An 18,586-nucleotide genomic window follows, 5' to 3' on the forward strand; every position below is an offset into this window, starting at 1 on the left:
ATTATTTCGCCGCTTGCATGGTGGCCCACCACGTTGCATCGGCTTCGATTTCGCCCTGCATATTCACGTGGGGGTAGGGTAATTTTTTCTGCTTCGCCACGTTGGCCAGCACCGGATAGCCGCCTTCAAACAGCAGGCGCTGCTGCTCGTCTTCCGGCAACATGCTGTTCTCACGTTTGTACATCCCGGCATTCTGTCGCTGGCGCTGGGCTTCATACAGAATGAGCGCGGACGCTACGGAGACGTTCAGGGACTGCACCATGCCGATCATCGGAATGATAATGTCCCGATCCGCCAGATCTAACGCTTCCTGGGTGATCCCCGTCTTCTCCTGACCCATCAGAATGCAGGTCGGACGGGTATAATCAATCTCACGGAAATCGACGGCTTTGTCGGAAAGGTGGGTTGCCAGAATCTGCATGCCGCGTCCCTTCAGATGCGAAATGGCGTCGGCAATATTGTCGTGGGCTTTGACCTGTACCCAGCTGTTGCTGCCTGCGGCAGCCGAGGCCATGGGACGCATCCGTGTACCCTTCCAGACGGCGTGCACTTCATGCACACCGACGGCGTCTGCGGTACGGACGATAGCAGCCACGTTATGAGGTTTATGGACCTGCTCCATGCAGACCGTCAGATCGGGCTGACGCCTGGCGAGCATTTCGCAAATCCGGGCATAACGCGTTGAATTCATAAAGCTAGTTTCGGTTACGGGTGACTTTAATCACGTCGGCCATCACGCGGATTTTGCGCATGATGTTCGCCAGATGCACACGGTCCCGCGCGGTCAGACGAATAAAGGCGCTGTAAACGCGGCCATCTTTCTCTTCCGTATTCAGGCTATGAATGTTGGAAGAGGCAGTGTTGATTGCCGCCGTCAGGTTCGCCAGCGCACCCTGGTGGTTGAACATATCCACCTTAATTTCGGTGATAAATTCCTGCTCGGTCTCTTTATCCCACTCTACCGCCATAAACTTCTCAGGCTCTTTCTGATAGCCGCGGATGTTACGACAGGATTCGTGATGGATAACCAGGCCTTTACCAGGGCTGACGTGGGCAATAATCGGGTCGCCCGGGATCGGTCGGCAGCACTTGGCAAAAGTAATCAATACGCCGTCGGCGCCTTTGATCGGCAGATGGCCGTGGCTGGTTGATGACGGCTGCGGCACAGAGGTTTCGCCCTGCTGCAGGTTCTTCGCCACCACCACGCTCATCGCGTTACCCAGACCGATCTCTGCCAGCAGGTCATCAAGCGAGGCGAGCTTCATACGCTCCAGCTCGTGCTGAATGCTCTCTTTCGGGATCTCGGCCAGCTTACGGCTGCCGCCCAACGCATGGTTGAGCAGACGACGGCCCAGGCTGACGGAGTCGTCGCGTTTGAGGTTCTTCAGTAGCTGGCGGATCTTGGCGCGGGCTTTCGAGCTCACCACAAAGTTGAGCCACGCCGCGTTCGGACGCGCGCCCGGTGCGGTAATGATTTCCACCGTCTGGCCGCTGGTCAACGGCTGTGACAGCGGATACGGCTGGCGGTCGACGCGCGCGCCCACGCAGGCATGACCGATATCGGTATGCACGGCGTAAGCGAAGTCGACCGGGGTTGCGCCAGCAGGCAGCTCGACAATGCGCCCCTCTGGCGTGAAAACGTAAATCTCATCCGGGAAGAGATCGGATTTAACGCTCTCGATAAATTCAAACGAGCTACCGGCGCTCTGCTGTAGCTCCAGCAGGCTCTGCATCCAGCGCTGGGCGCGGATCTGCGCGGTAGTGCTGCTTTCGCCGCCACGCTCTTTGTAGGCCCAGTGCGCGGCAACACCCATCTCCGCCATCTGATCCATGTCTTCGGTACGGATCTGCACCTCAACCGGCACGCCGTGCGGGCCAATCATCGAGGTGTGCAGAGACTGATATCCGTTCGCCTTTGGAATGGCGATATAGTCCTTCATTCGACCCGGACGCGGCTTGTAAAGGCTGTGCATCTGACCCAGCACGCGATAGCAGGTATCAGAGTCCTGGACGATCACGCGGAACGCGTAGATATCCATGATCGAGTGAAAACGCTGCTCTTTGAGCACCATTTTGCAGTAGATGGAGTACAAATGCTTTTCGCGACCGCTGACGCGGCAGGGAATACCGGCTTCCTGCAAACGCCCTTCGATTTCAGAGAGGATCTTCTGAATCATCTCCTTACGGTTACCACGTGCGGCTTTCACCACCTCTTTGATCACCCGGAAGCGGTTCGGGTACAAGGCTTCAAAACCCAGCTCTTCCAGCTCGGTTTTAATGTGATGAATACCTAAACGGTGCGCCAGCGGGCTGTAGATTTCGAGGGTTTCACGGGCAATGCGACGACGTTTATCCGGGCGTAGGGAGCCCAGGGTGCGCATATTGTGGGTACGGTCAGCGAGTTTGATCAGAATGACGCGGATATCCTGCACCATCGCCATGATCATTTTGCGGAAGTTTTCGGCCTGCGCCTCTTTCTTGTCGCGGAAATTCAGCTTATCAAGCTTAGAGACCCCTTCCACCAGCTCGGCAACGCTTTTGCCAAACAGCTGTTCCATGTCCTGGTAGGTGGCGGGGGTATCTTCGATCACGTCATGCAGCAGGGCGGCCATCAGCGTTTCGTAGTCGAGTTTCATCTCGGCCAGAATACAGGCCACCGCTACCGGGTGCGTGATATAGGGTTCACCGCTTGAACGTGTCTGGCCCTCGTGAGCGTCACGTGCAACGAGATACGCCTGCTGGAGACGTTTAATCTGGTCTACCGGCAGGTAGGTTTGAATCAGTTGATTCAGGCTTTCAAACAGATACAAGGGCGACCCGCAGGTTTAATTAACGACGACCTTCAGCAATGGCGGTAACGGCCTGCAGTTCTGCGGCTTCCTGCTCTTGCTGCTCCTGGCGCTCACGTACGTCGAGGATCTGGTTGTTGATCAGACCTTCTTCGATTTCGCGCAATGCGATAACGGTGGTTTTATCGTTTTCTTCCGGTACCAGCGGATCTTTACCGCCTGACTGCATCTGACGAGCGCGACGCGCGGCGACCAGCACCAGGTCAAAACGGTTACCAATTTTCTCTACAGCGTCCTGAACAGTTACGCGTGCCATACTTAAAATGCTCCACAGATGAAGAAATGACTGGGCATGATACTGAATGTGGGTTCAGTCTGCCAACAGTTTGGTGATTAATGCGTCATGTCGCTGCTTCTGGCGGCTCATGCGCAGACGTTCGGCGCGAAGGATAGTTTTGAGATCGCTCAGGGCGGCGTCAAAATCATCATTCACAATCAGGTAATCATATTCGGCGTAATGGCTCATTTCCGCAACTGCCTGGGCCATACGTTTTGCAATAACCTCTTCGCTATCCTGGCCACGGCCACGAAGACGGCGATCCAGCTCGTCTTTCGACGGCGGTAAAATAAAGATACTGCGCGAATCAGGCATTTTCTTGCGAATCTGCTGCGCGCCCTGCCAGTCGATATCAAGGAACACGTTCACGCCGGTCGACAGCACCTGCTCAATGGTTTCACGCGAGGTGCCGTAGTAGTTACCGAAAACTTCCGCGTGTTCAAGAAACGCATCTCTGCCAATCATCGTTCTGAATTCATCGTGATCGACAAAGAAATAGTGTTCACCGTGCACTTCACCCGGACGCGGCGCGCGCGTGGTGTGAGAAACCGATACCTGGGTATCGTACAGCGGTTGGGTTTTTAACAGTGCCTGAATCAGGCTGGATTTACCCGCGCCACTAGGGGCAGAAACAATATAAAGCGTGCCTTGAGCCATGAGAGTCTTTTGTATGTGTTAGCGAAGAAAGTCCTACATACGGGCTTATTATACACGTCGCCGCTTCGTGACGTAGCCTTTGTCACACTTTTTCCGTTTCTTAGTTGATTTTTGCTCGCCCTTTTCCGCTTTTCTCCGCCGTTTGCTGCAACAGAAACAAAGTCCTGATGCTGGCTCGTAAAGTCTGTTTTTGCCTGTCGCCTGCGTTTTCGTACCGCGTTATACCCCCGTATAAAACAGGGAGGAACGACGATGTGGCGATGTTTTGGTGTACTTATGCTGCTCTGGAGCAGCAGCGGGATGGCGGTTTGCCCGGTCTGGTCACCCGCGCAGGCAGCGCAGGAGATCGCCCGACTCAGTGCGCAAATGGCCCGCTGGGATAAGGCTTACTGGCAGCAGGGCGTCAGCGACGTGAACGACGAGGTATATGACCAGCTGGCCGCGCGGCTGAGACAGTGGCGGCACTGCTTTGGTGATGAACAGGTGACAGACGCGCCGTTGCCTGCGGGCGGTTCGGTCAGGCATCCGGTCAGCCATACCGGGGTGATGAAGGTGGCCGATAAAGCGGAGCTGCGGCAGTGGATGCATTCGCATCGCGATCTGTGGATCCAGCCCAAGGTGGATGGCGTGGCGGTGACGCTGGTCTACCGTCAGGGGCAGCTGGTGCAGGCCACCAGCCGGGGCGATGGGCTGAAAGGCGAAGACTGGACGGCGAAAGTGAAGCGCATCGCCACGGTGCCCGCCCGGGTGACGGGCCCGCTCGCCAACAGCGTGTTGCAGGGGGAGCTCTTCTTACAGCGCGAAAATCATGTCCAGCGCCAGATGGGCGGTATGAATGCGCGGGCAAAAGTCGCCGGGGCGATGATGCGGCAGGATGACAGCGCCGTCCTGGATCAGATCGGCATCTTCATCTGGGCCTGGCCGGATGGCCCCGCCCCGATGGGCGAGCGTCTGCGGGCGTTAGCCCGGGCGGGCTTCACCCTGACCGAATCCTGGACGCAGAAAATCAGTTCAGTGGAGGAGGCTGAAAAAATGCGCGACCGCTGGCTGAAGTCGCCGTTGCCCTTTGTTACCGATGGTATTGTGATCCGCTCGGCACAGGAGCCCGCAGGCAACCGCTGGCTGCCCGGAGACGGCAGTTGGGTGGTGGCATGGAAATATGCTCAGGCCACACGGGTCGCAGAGGTCAGGGCTATTAACTTTGCCGTGGGACGTACCGGCAGGATCGCGGTGGTCGCGACACTTGAGCCGGTACAGCTTGATGATAAACGGGTGCAGCGCGTCAATCTGGGGTCGGTGGGCCGCTGGCAGGCACTGGATATTGCGCCGGGCGATCAGGTTCAGGTTAGCCTGGCCGGGCAGGGGATCCCGCGGGTGGATAAGGTTGTCTGGCGAGGGACCGACCGACAAAAACCGGTGCCACCAGAGTCGCGCTTTACGCCGCTCACCTGTTTTTATGCCTCACCGGAATGCCACGAACAGTTTATGGCCCGGCTGGCCTGGCTGAGTTCATCGTCGGTATTAAACATCGAAGGGCTGGGCGACGCAGGCTGGCAGGTGCTTCATCAGGCACATCATTTTGAGCACCTGTTTTCGTGGCTGACGCTCACCCAGGAGCAGCTCCAGCATACGCCCGGTCTTTCGGCGCAGCGCGGCCTGCGGCTCTGGCATCAGTTCAACCTGGCGCGCCGTCAGCCCTTTACCCGCTGGCTGGATGCGCTTGGCGTACCTCTTCCCCGGGTGGCCATGCGTGCGCTGGGCGACCAGCACTGGCAGCAGTTACAGAACAGGGATCCGCTGGGCTGGCAGCAGGTTCCGGGCATTGGTGTGGGAAGAGCGCGCAGGCTGGTTGACTTTATCCGTCACCCTAACGTTAACATCCTGACGTCCTGGCTTAATGAGCAGGGCGTGCAGGGATTTTAGTGGCTGTCGTGGCGGTAATAAAAGACCGGTAAGCCCAGCTTTAAACGCAGCGCCAGCATGCGGGCGGTAAAGCCAAAGAGCAGCGTGGAGATAATTACCACATCCTGATTGCTGATGTAGTGCTGCAGAGCGACGTACAGCACCGCTGCCGCGAAGGAGACCCCGGCATAGAGCTCTTTCTGAAAGACCAGTGGAATGCGTTTGCAGAACATATCGCGCAGTACCCCGCCAAACACGCCGGTGATCACCGCCGCGATAGTGGCGATAACCGGACCTTCGCCCATATCCAGCGCGACCTGGGCCCCGATAATGGAGAAGACGATCAGGCCGAGCGCATCCAGCACCAGAAACAGACGTCGCAGATGGGGCATCACCGGGGCGAGGATAGTGGTCAGCACTGCGGCGACGGCGACAATAATCACATATTCAGGATGCTGCACCCAGCCGAGCGGGTAGTGGCCCAACAGGATATCCCGAACGGAACCCCCACCCAGCGCCGTTGCGGTGGCAATAATAATAACGCCGAAGGTGTCCATACGACGACGTCCGGCGGCCAGGGCACCGGTCATGGCCTCAGCGGTAATACCGATCAAATACAGGATGTGCAGCAGCATGTTACCCCCAACTTTAATGCCGTCAGGGTAACTTTTTGTGGGCTGGCTCACGATTTAGATTTTTTTGTGCGAGCGGGTATGCCTTAGATTAGCTAATGCTTGAATAGCTCAATGAGTGCGATATCGCTTTTTTTACTCATATATCGCATTAGATTTATTTGGTCTTAACTACCGCGGGCGACTAAAAACCTGGCGGAACATCGGTACCAGCACTTTATTACCGGTTTCGCTGAGGTGATTATCGTCGAAGTACCAGGGTTGTAGATTTTTACTGCCCATGCAGCGACCCGCGGTGCAGAGCCAGGCGGTGGGATCCAGAACCTGAACGCCGCACTGTTTTGCCGCCCGCGCCTGGGCCTGTAAAATAGCCGCGTTCTTTTTCTCGTAGTTCGCCAGTGGGACTGATAAATCGCGGGTGGCTCTGCCGGTCATCAGACGATGGGATAACGTGCGGGGAATGTTATGCGCCATCTCGGGGATCGGGTTCACCAGGTAAACAGGATGCTCGCGATTCAGGGTGCACGCCATTCCGACCACCGCATCGGCATACTGTTGCAGGTACGCCTCCTTGTTTTGCGGCCTGGCGTCGAAGGTCACCAGCTGCTGTTCCGCATAATGCGTCAGGCGGTTCACAATCACCACCGGCACATCTGACGGGTAATGCTGTAGCCGTGAAGGAAGGGAGCGATTAAATGCTCCGCACCGTTTGTTCTCGTCAACTTCACCCGTCGCCAGCGTCGGGCAGCCAGAATAAGTGATACCGATAACCGAGCCTTTACCCTGTGCAGCTTCTGCCAGTGCGGTCGCGGTGGCTTCTGCATGACTGTCGCCAATAATGATGGCGGCAGGCTTGCCCGTACCGTAAAGGCTTAAGTGCGTTTTCGGGTTGGCAGCATAGTTTTTATTGGTGGCTTCCAGCGCGATTTTGTTTACCAGAGGATCGGGCTGGCTGACAACGATACTGTTTTTCACCAGATAGCTAAACAGCCAGGCAACGCCCACGCAGGCAAACAGGATTAACCAGAATGTGCGGGTCGTACGCTGGCTCAGGTAGTTTTTTCCGGGCTGTTCAATCAAAACCCAGGAGAGCCATCCGGCGGCAAAGGAGAGCGCAATCGCGCTCATTACCCACGGCCCGTTATGCTGTCGCCCTGAATAGATCAGAAACACCACAATGGGCCAGTGCCATAAATAGACGGAATACGAGCTCAGTCCTGCCCAACGAAAATTCCGATCAAACAGGCTCACCAGCGGTTGGTAGTCGCTGTAAATCACCAGCATCGCGCCCACGACGGGCAGTAAAGTCAGTGGCCCGGGCCAGGCTTGCTCTGCGGTGATAGAAAAGAGGGAGATAAGTATCAGGGCGTAACCTGCGATCGCCGCAACCGGACGAAGCCTTAATGGCAGAACAAAACGCTGCGCGGCATACCACACCAGCCCGCCGCACAGCATTTCCCAGGCGCGATACGGCATCAGATAGAAGCTGGTGGACGCGTTGCCAGAGGTGTGCGTAATGCTCACCATAAACGACGCGACGGTGAGGACCAGCAGGCAGAGCCCGGTGTTCAGCTTTTTTCTGAGGGGGTAAAGACCCATCATAATAAAAGGTAAAACCAGGTAGAATTGCCATTCAACGGACAATGACCAGGTATGTAAAAACCAGTTTTCATGCGAGTCGAGGGCAAAATAGTCCCCGGACTCTTTGTTGAGTTTCAGGTTCGAAATAAATAGGGCGGCATAGCCAATATAGTTTCCGAGCTTTTTATACTCATTTGTCGGTAGCCAGAAAAAGGTCGCCACGGCGATGACCAGACACATCGCCAGTAGGGCAGGAATTATTCTCTTGCAGCGCGCGGCATAAAACTGAATAAGATTAAAGCTGTTCCTTTCCAGGCCGGTGGCGATGATTTTGGTCATCAGGAAGCCGGAGATAACAAAAAATACATCCACGCCCGCAAAACCGCCGGGCAACAGGGTGGCGGTAAAGTGATAAAAAACGACAGAAAGAATGGCTATTCCGCGCAGCAGGTTAATGTCTTGCCTGAAATCGCGGTCAACTGAGAGGCTGGATACGTCCTCTAGAGATAAGTTGATGTTTGCCATTAGGTTTCCTGAAAGGACGCTCAAAATAAGAAATGCGGCCTGCATTCTATCAAAATCGCTAAAAGACTGCTTATGTTCTGATGCGCCGAAAGCAGACAGTAAATTCTTATGGCTATTAAATGAAAATGGTCCCGTTAAGGGACCATTAATAACAAATCGACGCCTGTTACGGCTTATTCGATGTTCTGAATCTGCTCGCGCATCTGTTCAATCAGTACCTTCAGCTCAATCGCAGAATTGGTGACTTCTGCGTTGATCGATTTCGACGCCAGGGTGTTCGATTCGCGGTTGAACTCCTGCATCATAAAGTCGAGACGGCGGCCCACGGCCTCTTTCTTCTTCAGAATGTTGTAGGTCTCTTTGACGTGCGCTTCCAGACGGTCCAGCTCTTCAGAAACGTCGATACGCTGGGCCATCAGCACCAGCTCCTGCTCGAGACGGTTATTCTCCAGCTGAACTTCGGCGTCTTCCAGTTTGGCGACCAGACGCTCACGCTGCCACTGCAGGATTTCTGGCATATGGGAGCGGACTTTCACTACTTCGCCGCTCACGCCTTCCAGACGCTGCTCGATCAGTGCCTTCAGCGCCTGGCCTTCGGTTTCACGGGCTACGATGAAGTCATCCAGGGTACCGTCCAGCGCAGCCAGAATTTCAGCGGTAATCGCGTCCAGATCCTGTTCGCCAGCCGCCATCACCCCAGGCCAGCGCAGAATATCAACCGGGTTGATTTCGCCTTCGTCGCTCTGCATTTTGACCCAGTTAGCGGCGTTCACCAGCTGTTTAGCCAGTTTCTCGTTGAGGATCAGCTCCCCTTGCGCACTCGCATCGGGCTCAAAACGCAGGTTGCATTCAATCTTTCCGCGCGTCAGGCGAGCACGGATACGCTCACGAACCACGGGCTCAAGACTGCGGAACTGCTCCGGCATACGGAAATAGGTTTCAAGATAGCGTTGGTTTACCGAGCGCATTTCCCAGGTAGCGCTGCCCCAGCTACCCTTGATTTCACGGCGGGCGTAGGCGGTCATACTGCGGATCATAGACATTTCCGTTTTTGAAGGAGAGATGGGGGGATTATAGCTTTCGGGGCTTTCTCAGGATAGGAATAAGCGCGTTTAATCCGTATAATGCGCAGCCACATTCGTTTCAAGCCGGAGATATCATCATGCGTCCATCAGGTCGTAGCGCCAACCAGGTGCGCCCCGTCACCCTGACCCGTAACTATACAAAACACGCTGAAGGCTCTGTGCTTGTTGAATTTGGTGACACCAAAGTGCTGTGCACCGCCTCCATTGAAGAGGGCGTGCCGCGCTTCCTGAAAGGCCAGGGGCAGGGCTGGATCACTGCCGAATACGGCATGCTGCCACGTTCCACCCATACCCGTAACGCCCGCGAAGCGGCGAAGGGTAAGCAGGGCGGCCGCACCATGGAGATCCAGCGTCTGATCGCCCGTGCGCTACGCGCGGCTGTCGATCTGAAAACGCTGGGTGAATTCACCATCACCCTGGACTGCGACGTGATCCAGGCTGACGGCGGCACCCGTACGGCCTCCATTACCGGTGCCTGCGTGGCGCTGGCCGATGCCCTGAACAAACTGGTCGCGGCCGGTAAGCTGAAAGCTAACCCGCTGAAAGGCATGGTTGCGGCAGTGTCTGTAGGGATCGTCAATGGCGAAGCGCTGTGCGATCTGGAGTACGTTGAAGACTCCGCGGCAGAGACCGACATGAACGTGGTGATGACCGAAGACGGTCGTATCATCGAGGTGCAGGGCACCGCTGAAGGTGAGCCATTTACCCACGAAGAACTTCTGGCGCTGTTGGCGTTAGCCCGAGAGGGAATCGAATCTATCGTAACGACGCAGAAGGCGGCGTTAGAAAATTGATTTTAAAGGCGACTGATGAGTCGCCTTTTTTTTGTCCGTAGAAAAGTAAGGAGCGAATCCATGAAACCTTATCAGCGCCAGTTTATTGAATTTGCGCTTAGCAAGCAGGTACTTAAGTTTGGCGAGTTCACGCTGAAATCCGGGCGCAAGAGCCCCTATTTCTTTAACGCCGGGCTGTTTAATACCGGGCGCGATCTGGCACTTTTAGGCCGCTTCTATGCCGAAGCGCTGGTGGATTCCGGGATTGAATTCGAACTGCTGTTCGGCCCGGCATACAAAGGCATCCCGATTGCCACCACCACCGCCGTGGCGCTGGCGGAGCATCACGATCGCGACGTGCCGTACTGCTTTAACCGTAAAGAGGCCAAAACCCACGGCGAAGGCGGTAATCTGGTCGGCAGCGCGCTGCAGGGCCGCGTCATGCTGGTGGACGATGTGATCACCGCAGGCACCGCCATTCGTGAATCGATGGAGATTATCCAGGCGAACAACGCTACGCTTGCTGGCGTGCTGATCTCGCTGGACCGCCAGGAGCGCGGCCGTGGCGAAATCTCCGCTATCCAGGAAGTGGAGCGCGATTACAGCTGCAAAGTGACCTCAATCATCACTCTGAAAGACCTGATTGCCTATCTGGAAGAGAAGCCGGAGATGGCAGAGAGCCTGGCGGCGGTGCGTGCGTATCGCGAAGAGTTCGGCGTCTGAGTTAATTGCCCGGTGGCGCTGCGCTTACCGGGCCTACCCGTTACTGCAACTGCGCGGCGACTAACGGCCAGCGGGCGTCAAAATCGTCCGTTGGGCGATATTTGAATTCACTGCGCACAAAGCGTGAGAGCATCCCTTCACAGAAGGCCAGTACCTGCCCGGCTAGCAGCGATTCATCCATGCTGTAACCCTCGCCTTCACGCATCTTCTTTTCGCGCAATACCTGGCGCAGCTGCGCCTCAATACGCTCGAAAAGCTGGTTAATGCGCCCCTGCAGCCTGTCCTGTTCAAACATCAGCGCGTGGCCGGTCAGGATACGGGTTAAACCCGGATTGCGCTCGCCGAACCCAAGGATCAGCTGAACAATCAGACGCAGCCGTGCGGTGGTGTCTTTTTCATCCTTCAGAATCAGGTTGATACGCGTGATCAGGCTGTCTTCGATAAACTCGATCAGGCTGTCGAACATCCGCGTTTTGCTGGGGAAATGACGGTACAGCGCCGCTTCCGACACGCCCACAGAGGCGGCCAGTTTTGCGGTGGTAATGCGTTGACTGCCATCGCTGGATTCAAGCATCAGAGCCAGAGATTGAAGTATTTCTTCGCGACGATTCCTTTTCGCTGTTTGTTTTTCTGCCATGTTGCAAAATACCCCTGAAAATAAGCACTTGTCAGGCTGACATCCACACAACGACCGCAAACGTCCGTTTGCGGTTTGTTAATACGTTATTAGATTGTGAGATGCGTTTAGCCGGGTTTATTTACGCCCGGAATGGCCGAAGCCGCCTTCGCCGCGATCGGTCGCGTCGAAGTCTTCTACCAGATTAAATTCAGCCTGTACCACCGGGACGAATACCATCTGGGCGACACGCTCGCCGGGTTGAATGGTGAAGCTGTCCTGGCCACGGTTCCAGACGGAGACCATCAGCTGACCCTGATAGTCCGAATCGATAAGCCCCACCAGGTTGCCCAGCACGATACCATGCTTATGGCCAAGGCCAGAACGTGGCAGGATCACCGCCGCCAGAGAGGGATCGGCAATGTGGATTGCAAGACCGGTCGGCAACAGCGTGGTGGCGCCCGGTGCCAGCTCTACGGCGTCGTCGAGGCAGGCGCGCAGATCAAGACCGGCAGAGCCGGAAGTGGCATAGGTCGGCAGCGGAAATTGCTGACCAACACGCGGGTCCAGAATCTTAACGTCGATTTTTTTCATCATAACGGGTAACGATCTCGTCCAGTAATAGTTGGCCCAGGAGTTCCTTGCGCTCAAGCGGTAAGACTTTATCTCCATCCTGCCAGAATAGGTGCAGTGCGTTGCTGTCGCTGTTAAATCCTTGAGTGGCCAGCGATACGTCGTTCGCGCAAATTAAATCGAGGTTTTTGCGGGTACGTTTTTGCCGGGCATATTCTTCCACATTATTCGTTTCAGCGGCAAACCCAACAACGTAAGGCCGTCGATTTTTTAGCGCGGCGACACCGGCAACGATATCCGGGTTTTTCACCATTTTTATCGTGATTTCATCGCCTTGCTTTTTAATTTTTTCATCCGCCACGGCGGCTGCGCGGTAGTCCGCTACGGCGGCACAACCAATAAAAATCTGCTGCTGTTGCGCCTGCGCCTGGACGGCTGCTTCCATCTCCAGCGCGGTCGTTACGTCGATGCGCTGCACCTGCGCCGGCGTTGGCAGCGACACCGGGCCGCTGACCAGCGTGACTTTGGCTCCGCGCTGCGCGGCGGCGGCGGCAATCGCAAAGCCCATCTTGCCGGAGCTTTGGTTAGTGATATAGCGCACCGGATCCAACGGCTCACGCGTCGGACCCGCGGTAATCATGATGTTCAGATGTTGCAGATCGTTGACAGGTGAAAAATGGCCGGCGGCCAGATCCACAATCGCCAGCGGATCCAGCATGCGGCCCGGGCCGATGTCGCCACAGGCCTGGCTGCCGCTGTCCGGCCCCCAAATCAGCAGCCCGCGCGAGGCGAGCGTTGCCAGGTTATGCTGCGTTGCCGCGTTGCGGTACATCTGCTGGTTCATCGCAGGCACCACGGCGACCGGCGCCGGGGTGGCCAGGCAGATGGTGGATACCAGGTCGTTGGCCATGCCGGCGGCTACGCGGGCGATAAGATCGGCGGTGGCCGGGGCGAGGATGACTAAATCCGCCCATTTGCCCAGCTCAATATGGCCCATTGCGGCTTCTGCCGCCGGATCGAGCAGGCTGTCCGATACCGGGTAGCCTGAAACCGCCTGCAGGCTCAACGGCGTAATGAACGCTTTGCCCCCTTCGGTTATTGCCACCCGCACGTCCGCGCCGCGCTCGCGCAAACGGCGCACCAGTTCCGGCGCTTTATAGGCTGCAATGCCGCCGCTGACGCCGAGAACGATTTTTTTACCGGCCAGGCTCATCATGATTCTTTCCTGTTGGGTTCACCTGAGAGACGGCCATTTTATCACAATCCGAAAAGCATCGTGATGTTGTCCATCCGCCACTTTGCGAGGCGTTACGCAAGACGGGCAATACGCCGTCGTGAGGAGCCGGGGTCTGTGGCAGCATGGTGTGGTCAGGGAGAAGGAGAGAATATGGAGACATCAACCCCGCTGCTACCGCGGGAAAAAATGCTACGCGATGGCGCGACCTTGCTTACGGACGAAGAGCTGCTGGCGCTGTTCCTGCGTACCGGGACGCGGAGTAAAAATGTGTTCGCGCTTGCCAGAGATTTGTTGCACCATTTTGGCTCGCTGCATGGTTTGCTGTCCGCAGAGATGAAGGATTTCAGGCAGGTCGAAGGTATTGGTTTAGCGACGTTTGCCCAGTTGAAGGGGATAGCGGAGCTTGCCCGCCGCTACTACTGTTCGGGGATACGGGGAATAAACCCACTGCAGGATCCGGAGATGACCCGGGAGTTTGTGCGCAGCCAGCTGGCGGAGGACGAGCGCGAGATCTTTATGGTTATCTTCCTTGATAACCAGAACCGGGTCCTGAACCATTCCCGGTTATTTTCGGGGACGCTGAGCCATGTAGAGGTTCACCCGCGTGAAATTGTGCGCGAAGCGATAAAAGTGAATGCCGCTGGCGTGATCCTCGCGCATAATCACCCCTCAGGACGCGCCGAACCGAGCAAAGCCGACAGAGACGTGACCGCACGGATCATGAAATGCTGTCAATTCATGGACATTCGTGTGCTTGACCATCTGGTGATAGGTCGGGGAGAATACGTTTCGTTTGCTGAACGTGGGTGGATTTAAGCCATTTCTCGCGATCCATCGGGATCTTTGTCTGTTCGGGACTTGAGCACATCCTCGAGTCAGCGTATACTACGCCACCTTTGAGAATCTCGGGTTTGGCATTTGGGCCTGGCAATCGATGGTTCACTAAGACACTAAATTATTCAGGCTGCATCAAGGCGGCAAGAGAGTGAATCCCTGGGAGCATACTTAAGTATGTGACCTGGGTGAGCGAGCGCAGCCAACGCAGACGCAGCTTGAAGAATGACGTGTAGAATCGCGATGACTGGGCTGTAAAGCCTGACGAGGCGCCGATACCCCATACGAAGCTCGAGCTAATTTGATTTTTGGAGAATAGACATGTCCCGAGTCTGCCAAGTTACTGGCAAGCGTCCGGTGACCGGTAACAACCGTTCCCACGCACTGAACGCGACTAAACGCCGTTTCCTGCCGAACCTGCACTCTCACCGTTTCTGGGTTGAGAGCGAGAAGCGTTTTGTCACCCTGCGTGTATCTGCTAAAGGTATGCGTGTTATTGATAAGAAAGGCATCGATACAGTTCTGTCCGAACTGCGTGCCCGTGGCGAAAAGTACTAAGTACTTAAAGAGGAAATAAATCATGGCTAAAGGTATTCGTGAGAAAATCAAGCTGGTTTCTTCTGCTGGTACAGGTCACTTCTACACCACCACGAAGAACAAACGTACTAAGCCGGAAAAACTGGAACTGAAAAAGTTCGATCCAGTTGTACGCCAGCACGTACTGTACAAAGAAGCTAAAATTAAATAATTTTAGACTCCTCGTACTGAAAAACCCCGCAACTGCGGGGTTTTTTGCATTCTGAATCTCAACGGAGGAACCATGCCTGAATTACCTGAGGTAGAGACCAGCCGTCGTGGCATTGAGCCCCACCTGGTCGGTGCGACCATTCTTCACGCTGTTGTCCGCAACGGACGTCTCCGCTGGCCGGTTTCTGATGAGATCCACGCCCTGAGCGATAAACCGGTTCTCAGCGTACAGCGCCGCGCGAAGTACCTGCTGCTGGAGCTGCCGGATGGCTGGATCATCATCCATCTGGGAATGTCCGGGAGCTTACGCATCCTCAGCGAAGAGCTGCCTGCTGAAAAGCACGACCACGTTGACCTGGTGATGAGTAACGGTAAAGTGCTGCGCTATACCGATCCGCGCCGCTTTGGTGCCTGGCTGTGGACCAAAGAGCTGGAAGGGCACAACGTGCTGGCGCATCTGGGGCCGGAGCCGCTCTCGGATGAGTTTGACGCGGAGTACCTGAAAGCGAAGTGCGCGAAGAAGAAAACCCCGATTAAACCCTGGCTGATGGATAACAAGCTGGTGGTCGGCGTCGGTAACATCTACGCCAGCGAATCGCTCTTTGCCGCCGGGATCCATCCCGATCGCCTGGCCTCCTCGCTCTCCGCGCAAGAGTGCGAGCTGCTGGTCAGGGTAATTAAAGCAGTACTGCTGCGTTCGATTGAGCAGGGCGGAACCACCCTGAAGGATTTCCTGCAGAGCGACGGTAAGCCGGGCTACTTTGCCCAGGAATTGCAGGTCTACGGTCGTAAGGATGAGCCATGCCGGGTCTGCGGCGCGCCTGTTGTGGCGACGAAGCACGCTCAGCGCGCCACCTTCTACTGCCGTCAGTGCCAGAAGTGATATATAGGCCGGGCACGCGCAGCGCCGCCCGGCAAGAAAAAGGCAGGAACTACTTCAGCTTGTCCATCAATGCCTGATGAACGGCGGGAGGCAGGAAATGGGTGACATCCCCCGCGTGGCGCGCGACCTCTTTCACCAGCGAGGAGGAGATAAACGACCACTCTTTGGATGGCATCAGGAAGACGCTCTCCAGCTCGGGCATCAGATGGCGGTTCATATGCGCCAGCTGCATCTCATATTCAAAATCGGCCACCGCACGCAGGCCGCGAATCAGGATATTGGCCTGCTGAGCGCGGGCAAAGTTCGCCATCAGGTCGCTAAAGCCTACGACGTCCACATTCGGCAGGTGCGCGGTAGCGGCTTTCGCCAGGGCAACCCGCTCCTCCAGGTCGAACAGCGGCTTTTTGCTGGGGCTGGCGGCAATCGCCAGGATCACCGTATCAAACATGCTTGCGGCACGCGTGACGATGTCAATGTGACCGTTGGTGATGGGATCGAAGGTACCCGGATAGATCGCTTTTGTGCTCATGGCTCACGCTTTCTCTGAGTAGCCGCGGTTCAGCGCCCACAGCTCGGTGTATTTATTAAAAGTATACTGAGCGTTAACCACCGCCAGTAACCAGCCCTGTTTACCGTCCAGCACGCCACCACGCAGCACCAGCGTCTTCAGGAACGCCCCGGCGGTATGGCTGAAGATACCCGCCAGCGAGGTTGTCTTACCGCGCTGATGACGCTCCTGGGCCCATGCCGTGGCGTAGTTAAGCTGCTTGCGCTGGAAGCTGGCGAAATCACGGCAGGTGAGGTGCAGCAGATCGCCGTCGAGGGCAATCACGTGCGCGCCGTCGCAGTCCAGCGATTCATGCACCAGGTTATCGTTGTACTGATAGCGCGTGCGTGCGTACAGGCGCATCACGCGATCGGGATACCAGCCGCTGTGACGCATAAAGCGGCCCAGGAAGTAGTTACGCCGGGCGATGCTGTAGACGGCGTCGGGCTGAGGTGCAACCAGCACGCGCTGGATGGCCTGTTGCAGCGCCGGCGTGACGCGCTCGTCGGTATCGATCATTAAGACATACTCGCCGGTGGCGAGCTGTTGCGCACGCTGGCGCTGAATGCCGTAGCCCTGCCAGTCGGTATTGATATAGACCTGCACACCGGCCGCGCGCGCGACTTCCACCGTGGCGTCGGTACTGCCGGAATCGAGCAGGACGATCTCATCGGCCCAGGTTACGGAGGCGAGGCAATCCGGCAGCAGGTCTGCGGCGTTTTTGGCGATCATCACGACCGACAGACGCGCAGGCATTAATGGCTCCGCACGGGCAGGTAAGGTTGCAGAAGTTGCAGCAGGCGGGTCAATGCTCCCTGATTCTGATGCAGCACTTCGACGGCATGGCGGCCATACCACAGACGATAATCTTCGTCGGTCAGCAGGGTCGAAACTTCCTTCACGATCGAGCCCGCATCGGTGACCGTAATCAGCCCGTCAGCCTGCTGCAGTTTGGCGCAGATATCTTTGAAGTTGAAAGTATGCGGCCCCATTAGCACAGGAATGGCGTGCGCCGCCGGCTCCAGCGGGTTATGCCCACCGCGCTCCACGAGGCTACCGCCGACAAAAGCCAGGTCAGCAATGCCGTACAGCAACATCAGCTCGCCCATGGAATCGCCAATCACCACCTGAGTACTGGAGGAGGGGATTTCACCGCTGCTGCGCATAGTGAAGCTGAACCCGCCTTTTTGCACCATGTCCCGGGCGTCTTTAAAACGCTCAGGGTGGCGCGGCACCAGGATTAACAGCAGGTCCGGGAAGTTTTCCAGAAGCTGGCGATGCGCCTGGAGGATAATCTCTTCTTCGCCGTCGTGGGTGCTGGTGGCGATCCACACTTTGCGGCGCGGTGCCCACTGCCGACGCAGGGTGACAGCCCGGGCAGCCAGCTCCGGCGTGACAGAAATATCAAACTTCAGGCTACCGGTAACTGCCAGCTGATTGCGCTTCAGGCCCAGCGACAGGAAGCGCGCGCCGTCTTCTTCATTCTGGGCTGCGATCAGCGTGATTTTGCTCAGCAGGCGGCGCATAAATTTGCCCAGCTTGCCATACCCCTTCGCAGAGCGCTCCGACAGGCGGGCGTTTGCCACCACCAGTGGAATTTTACGGCTGTGCAGGGCGGAAATCATATTTGGCCACAGTTCGGTTTCCATCACGATCACCAGCTTAGGACGCACGGTATTGAGGAAACGGTTCATGGCGCAGGGTAAATCGTAAGGCAGATAAACGTGATGCACGTCTTTGCCAAAGGCCGACATGGCACGTTCGGAACCGGTTGGCGTCATGGTGGTGACGGTGATCGGCAGTGACGGATAACGGTGGCGCAGGGCACGGACCAGCGGAATGGCCGCCAGCGTTTCGCCCACGGACACGGAGTGGAGCAGAATACCGTCCGGCGCAACTTTGTTGCGGCAGTAACCATAGCGTTCAGCCCAGCGTTTACGGTAGGCAGGCGCTTTACGGCTACGTAGCAGCAGTCGTAGCCACACCAGTGGCTGAATAATATAGAGCAGAGCGGTATACAACAATTCCAAGCGATTATCCGTTTTTTCAGTTTCGGCGGGCAAATTCTAAGCATTTAGACCGTTTAAAGCTATCCCTTTGGCGCTTTTGCTCAGCCATTTGCCTGCGTTACGTGCGTTCGCAGAT

Annotated in this window: 20 protein-coding genes; 7 read left to right on the top strand and 13 right to left on the bottom strand. The window is 56.5% G+C overall.

What is annotated here, in order from left to right:
- Position 1: 1 nt before the first annotated feature.
- Genes trmH through gmk form a run of 4 tightly spaced genes read right to left on the bottom strand, consistent with a single transcriptional unit; the run spans position 2 to position 3,783 of the window.
- Positions 2–691, bottom strand: coding sequence for a tRNA (guanosine(18)-2'-O)-methyltransferase TrmH (gene trmH / locus ACP4QI_RS00360; RefSeq protein WP_142487721.1), 690 nt, complete (start codon positions 689–691; stop codon positions 2–4).
- Positions 692–695: 4 nt separating this feature from the next.
- Positions 696–2,810 (bottom strand): bifunctional GTP diphosphokinase/guanosine-3',5'-bis pyrophosphate 3'-pyrophosphohydrolase, encoded by a 2,115-nt coding sequence (spoT, locus tag ACP4QI_RS00365; RefSeq protein ID WP_142487722.1) that lies wholly within the window; start codon positions 2,808–2,810, stop codon positions 696–698.
- A gap of 19 nt (positions 2,811–2,829) precedes the next feature.
- On the bottom strand, positions 2,830–3,105 hold the full coding sequence (rpoZ, locus tag ACP4QI_RS00370) for a DNA-directed RNA polymerase subunit omega (RefSeq protein ID WP_032615688.1): 276 nt from the start codon (positions 3,103–3,105) through the stop codon (positions 2,830–2,832).
- 54 nt (positions 3,106–3,159) lie between these two features.
- A complete protein-coding gene (gene gmk, locus ACP4QI_RS00375) occupies positions 3,160–3,783 on the bottom strand; it encodes a guanylate kinase (protein ID WP_142487723.1) in 624 nt (207 codons plus the stop codon).
- 252 nt (positions 3,784–4,035) lie between these two features.
- Between gmk and ligB the strand changes: the two genes are divergently transcribed.
- A complete protein-coding gene (gene ligB, locus ACP4QI_RS00380) occupies positions 4,036–5,706 on the top strand; it encodes an NAD-dependent DNA ligase LigB (protein ID WP_426495905.1) in 1,671 nt (556 codons plus the stop codon).
- Here ligB and ACP4QI_RS00385 read toward each other — a convergent pair.
- The 3 genes from ACP4QI_RS00385 to ACP4QI_RS00395 all read right to left on the bottom strand — a co-directional run bounded on the left by ACP4QI_RS00385 (position 5,703) and on the right by ACP4QI_RS00395 (position 9,460).
- Positions 5,703–6,320: a trimeric intracellular cation channel family protein gene (locus ACP4QI_RS00385; RefSeq protein WP_426495906.1), complete on the bottom strand. Its 618-nt coding sequence runs from the start codon at positions 6,318–6,320 to the stop codon at positions 5,703–5,705. The two genes, ligB and ACP4QI_RS00385, sit on opposite strands and share 4 nt — an antisense overlap.
- Before the next feature lie 168 nt (positions 6,321–6,488).
- Entirely contained in the window at positions 6,489–8,423 is a 1,935-nt protein-coding gene (locus ACP4QI_RS00390) for an acyltransferase family protein (RefSeq protein WP_426495907.1), read from the bottom strand.
- A 173-nt stretch (positions 8,424–8,596) separates the two neighbouring features.
- Positions 8,597–9,460, bottom strand: a complete 864-nt coding sequence (locus ACP4QI_RS00395; RefSeq protein ID WP_032615698.1) for a YicC/YloC family endoribonuclease — start codon at positions 9,458–9,460, stop codon at positions 8,597–8,599.
- A gap of 125 nt (positions 9,461–9,585) precedes the next feature.
- Here ACP4QI_RS00395 and rph point away from each other — a divergent pair, with 125 nt between their 5' ends.
- Together rph and pyrE are read left to right on the top strand one after the other, a co-directional pair.
- Positions 9,586–10,302 carry a ribonuclease PH gene (rph, locus tag ACP4QI_RS00400; RefSeq protein WP_032615700.1) on the top strand — a complete coding sequence of 239 codons (717 nt, stop codon included), beginning with the start codon at positions 9,586–9,588 and terminating at the stop codon, positions 10,300–10,302.
- Between the two features lie 60 nt (positions 10,303–10,362).
- On the top strand, positions 10,363–11,004 hold the full coding sequence (gene pyrE, locus ACP4QI_RS00405; RefSeq protein ID WP_426495908.1) for an orotate phosphoribosyltransferase: 642 nt from the start codon (positions 10,363–10,365) through the stop codon (positions 11,002–11,004).
- A 40-nt stretch (positions 11,005–11,044) separates the two neighbouring features.
- On the opposite strand, the gene slmA is transcribed toward pyrE, so the two are convergent.
- From slmA to coaBC, 3 genes are all read right to left on the bottom strand, one after another.
- The gene (gene slmA, locus ACP4QI_RS00410) at positions 11,045–11,641 is read right to left on the bottom strand and encodes a nucleoid occlusion factor SlmA (RefSeq protein ID WP_032615703.1); all 597 of its coding nucleotides are present in this window, start codon (positions 11,639–11,641) and stop codon (positions 11,045–11,047) included.
- A gap of 117 nt (positions 11,642–11,758) precedes the next feature.
- Positions 11,759–12,217: a dUTP diphosphatase gene (gene dut / locus ACP4QI_RS00415; RefSeq protein ID WP_142487727.1), complete on the bottom strand. Its 459-nt coding sequence runs from the start codon at positions 12,215–12,217 to the stop codon at positions 11,759–11,761.
- Positions 12,195–13,406, bottom strand: coding sequence for a bifunctional phosphopantothenoylcysteine decarboxylase/phosphopantothenate--cysteine ligase CoaBC (coaBC, locus tag ACP4QI_RS00420; protein WP_426495937.1), 1,212 nt, complete (start codon positions 13,404–13,406; stop codon positions 12,195–12,197). Before coaBC ends, dut begins: the two co-directional genes overlap by 23 nt.
- 174 nt (positions 13,407–13,580) lie before the next feature.
- Between coaBC and radC the strand changes: the two genes are divergently transcribed.
- The 4 genes from radC to mutM all read left to right on the top strand — a co-directional run bounded on the left by radC (position 13,581) and on the right by mutM (position 15,894).
- Positions 13,581–14,246 carry a RadC family protein gene (gene radC / locus ACP4QI_RS00425; RefSeq protein ID WP_231313341.1) on the top strand — a complete coding sequence of 222 codons (666 nt, stop codon included), beginning with the start codon at positions 13,581–13,583 and terminating at the stop codon, positions 14,244–14,246.
- Positions 14,247–14,585: 339 nt separating this feature from the next.
- The gene (rpmB, locus tag ACP4QI_RS00430) at positions 14,586–14,822 is read left to right on the top strand and encodes a 50S ribosomal protein L28 (protein WP_002436699.1); all 237 of its coding nucleotides are present in this window, start codon (positions 14,586–14,588) and stop codon (positions 14,820–14,822) included.
- Between the two features lie 22 nt (positions 14,823–14,844).
- Positions 14,845–15,012 (top strand): 50S ribosomal protein L33, encoded by a 168-nt coding sequence (gene rpmG, locus ACP4QI_RS00435; protein ID WP_003024094.1) that lies wholly within the window; start codon positions 14,845–14,847, stop codon positions 15,010–15,012.
- A 72-nt stretch (positions 15,013–15,084) separates the two neighbouring features.
- Complete coding sequence (gene mutM, locus ACP4QI_RS00440; protein ID WP_142487729.1) at positions 15,085–15,894, top strand: bifunctional DNA-formamidopyrimidine glycosylase/DNA-(apurinic or apyrimidinic site) lyase; 810 nt, start codon at positions 15,085–15,087, stop codon at positions 15,892–15,894.
- A 49-nt stretch (positions 15,895–15,943) separates the two neighbouring features.
- On the opposite strand, the gene coaD is transcribed toward mutM, so the two are convergent.
- The 3 genes from coaD to waaA are packed head-to-tail and all read right to left on the bottom strand — an operon-like array spanning position 15,944 to position 18,471.
- Positions 15,944–16,423, bottom strand: a complete 480-nt coding sequence (gene coaD / locus ACP4QI_RS00445; RefSeq protein WP_142487730.1) for a pantetheine-phosphate adenylyltransferase — start codon at positions 16,421–16,423, stop codon at positions 15,944–15,946.
- 3 nt (positions 16,424–16,426) lie between these two features.
- A complete protein-coding gene (locus tag ACP4QI_RS00450; protein ID WP_426495909.1) occupies positions 16,427–17,197 on the bottom strand; it encodes a glycosyltransferase family 2 protein in 771 nt (256 codons plus the stop codon).
- Positions 17,197–18,471 carry a lipid IV(A) 3-deoxy-D-manno-octulosonic acid transferase gene (gene waaA / locus ACP4QI_RS00455; RefSeq protein WP_142487732.1) on the bottom strand — a complete coding sequence of 425 codons (1,275 nt, stop codon included), beginning with the start codon at positions 18,469–18,471 and terminating at the stop codon, positions 17,197–17,199. Before waaA ends, ACP4QI_RS00450 begins: the two co-directional genes overlap by 1 nt.
- Positions 18,472–18,586: the final 115 nt, after the last annotated feature.

Source organism: Leclercia sp. TB492, from assembly GCF_049974505.2.
GTDB lineage: Bacteria > Pseudomonadota > Gammaproteobacteria > Enterobacterales > Enterobacteriaceae > Enterobacter > Enterobacter adecarboxylatus_C.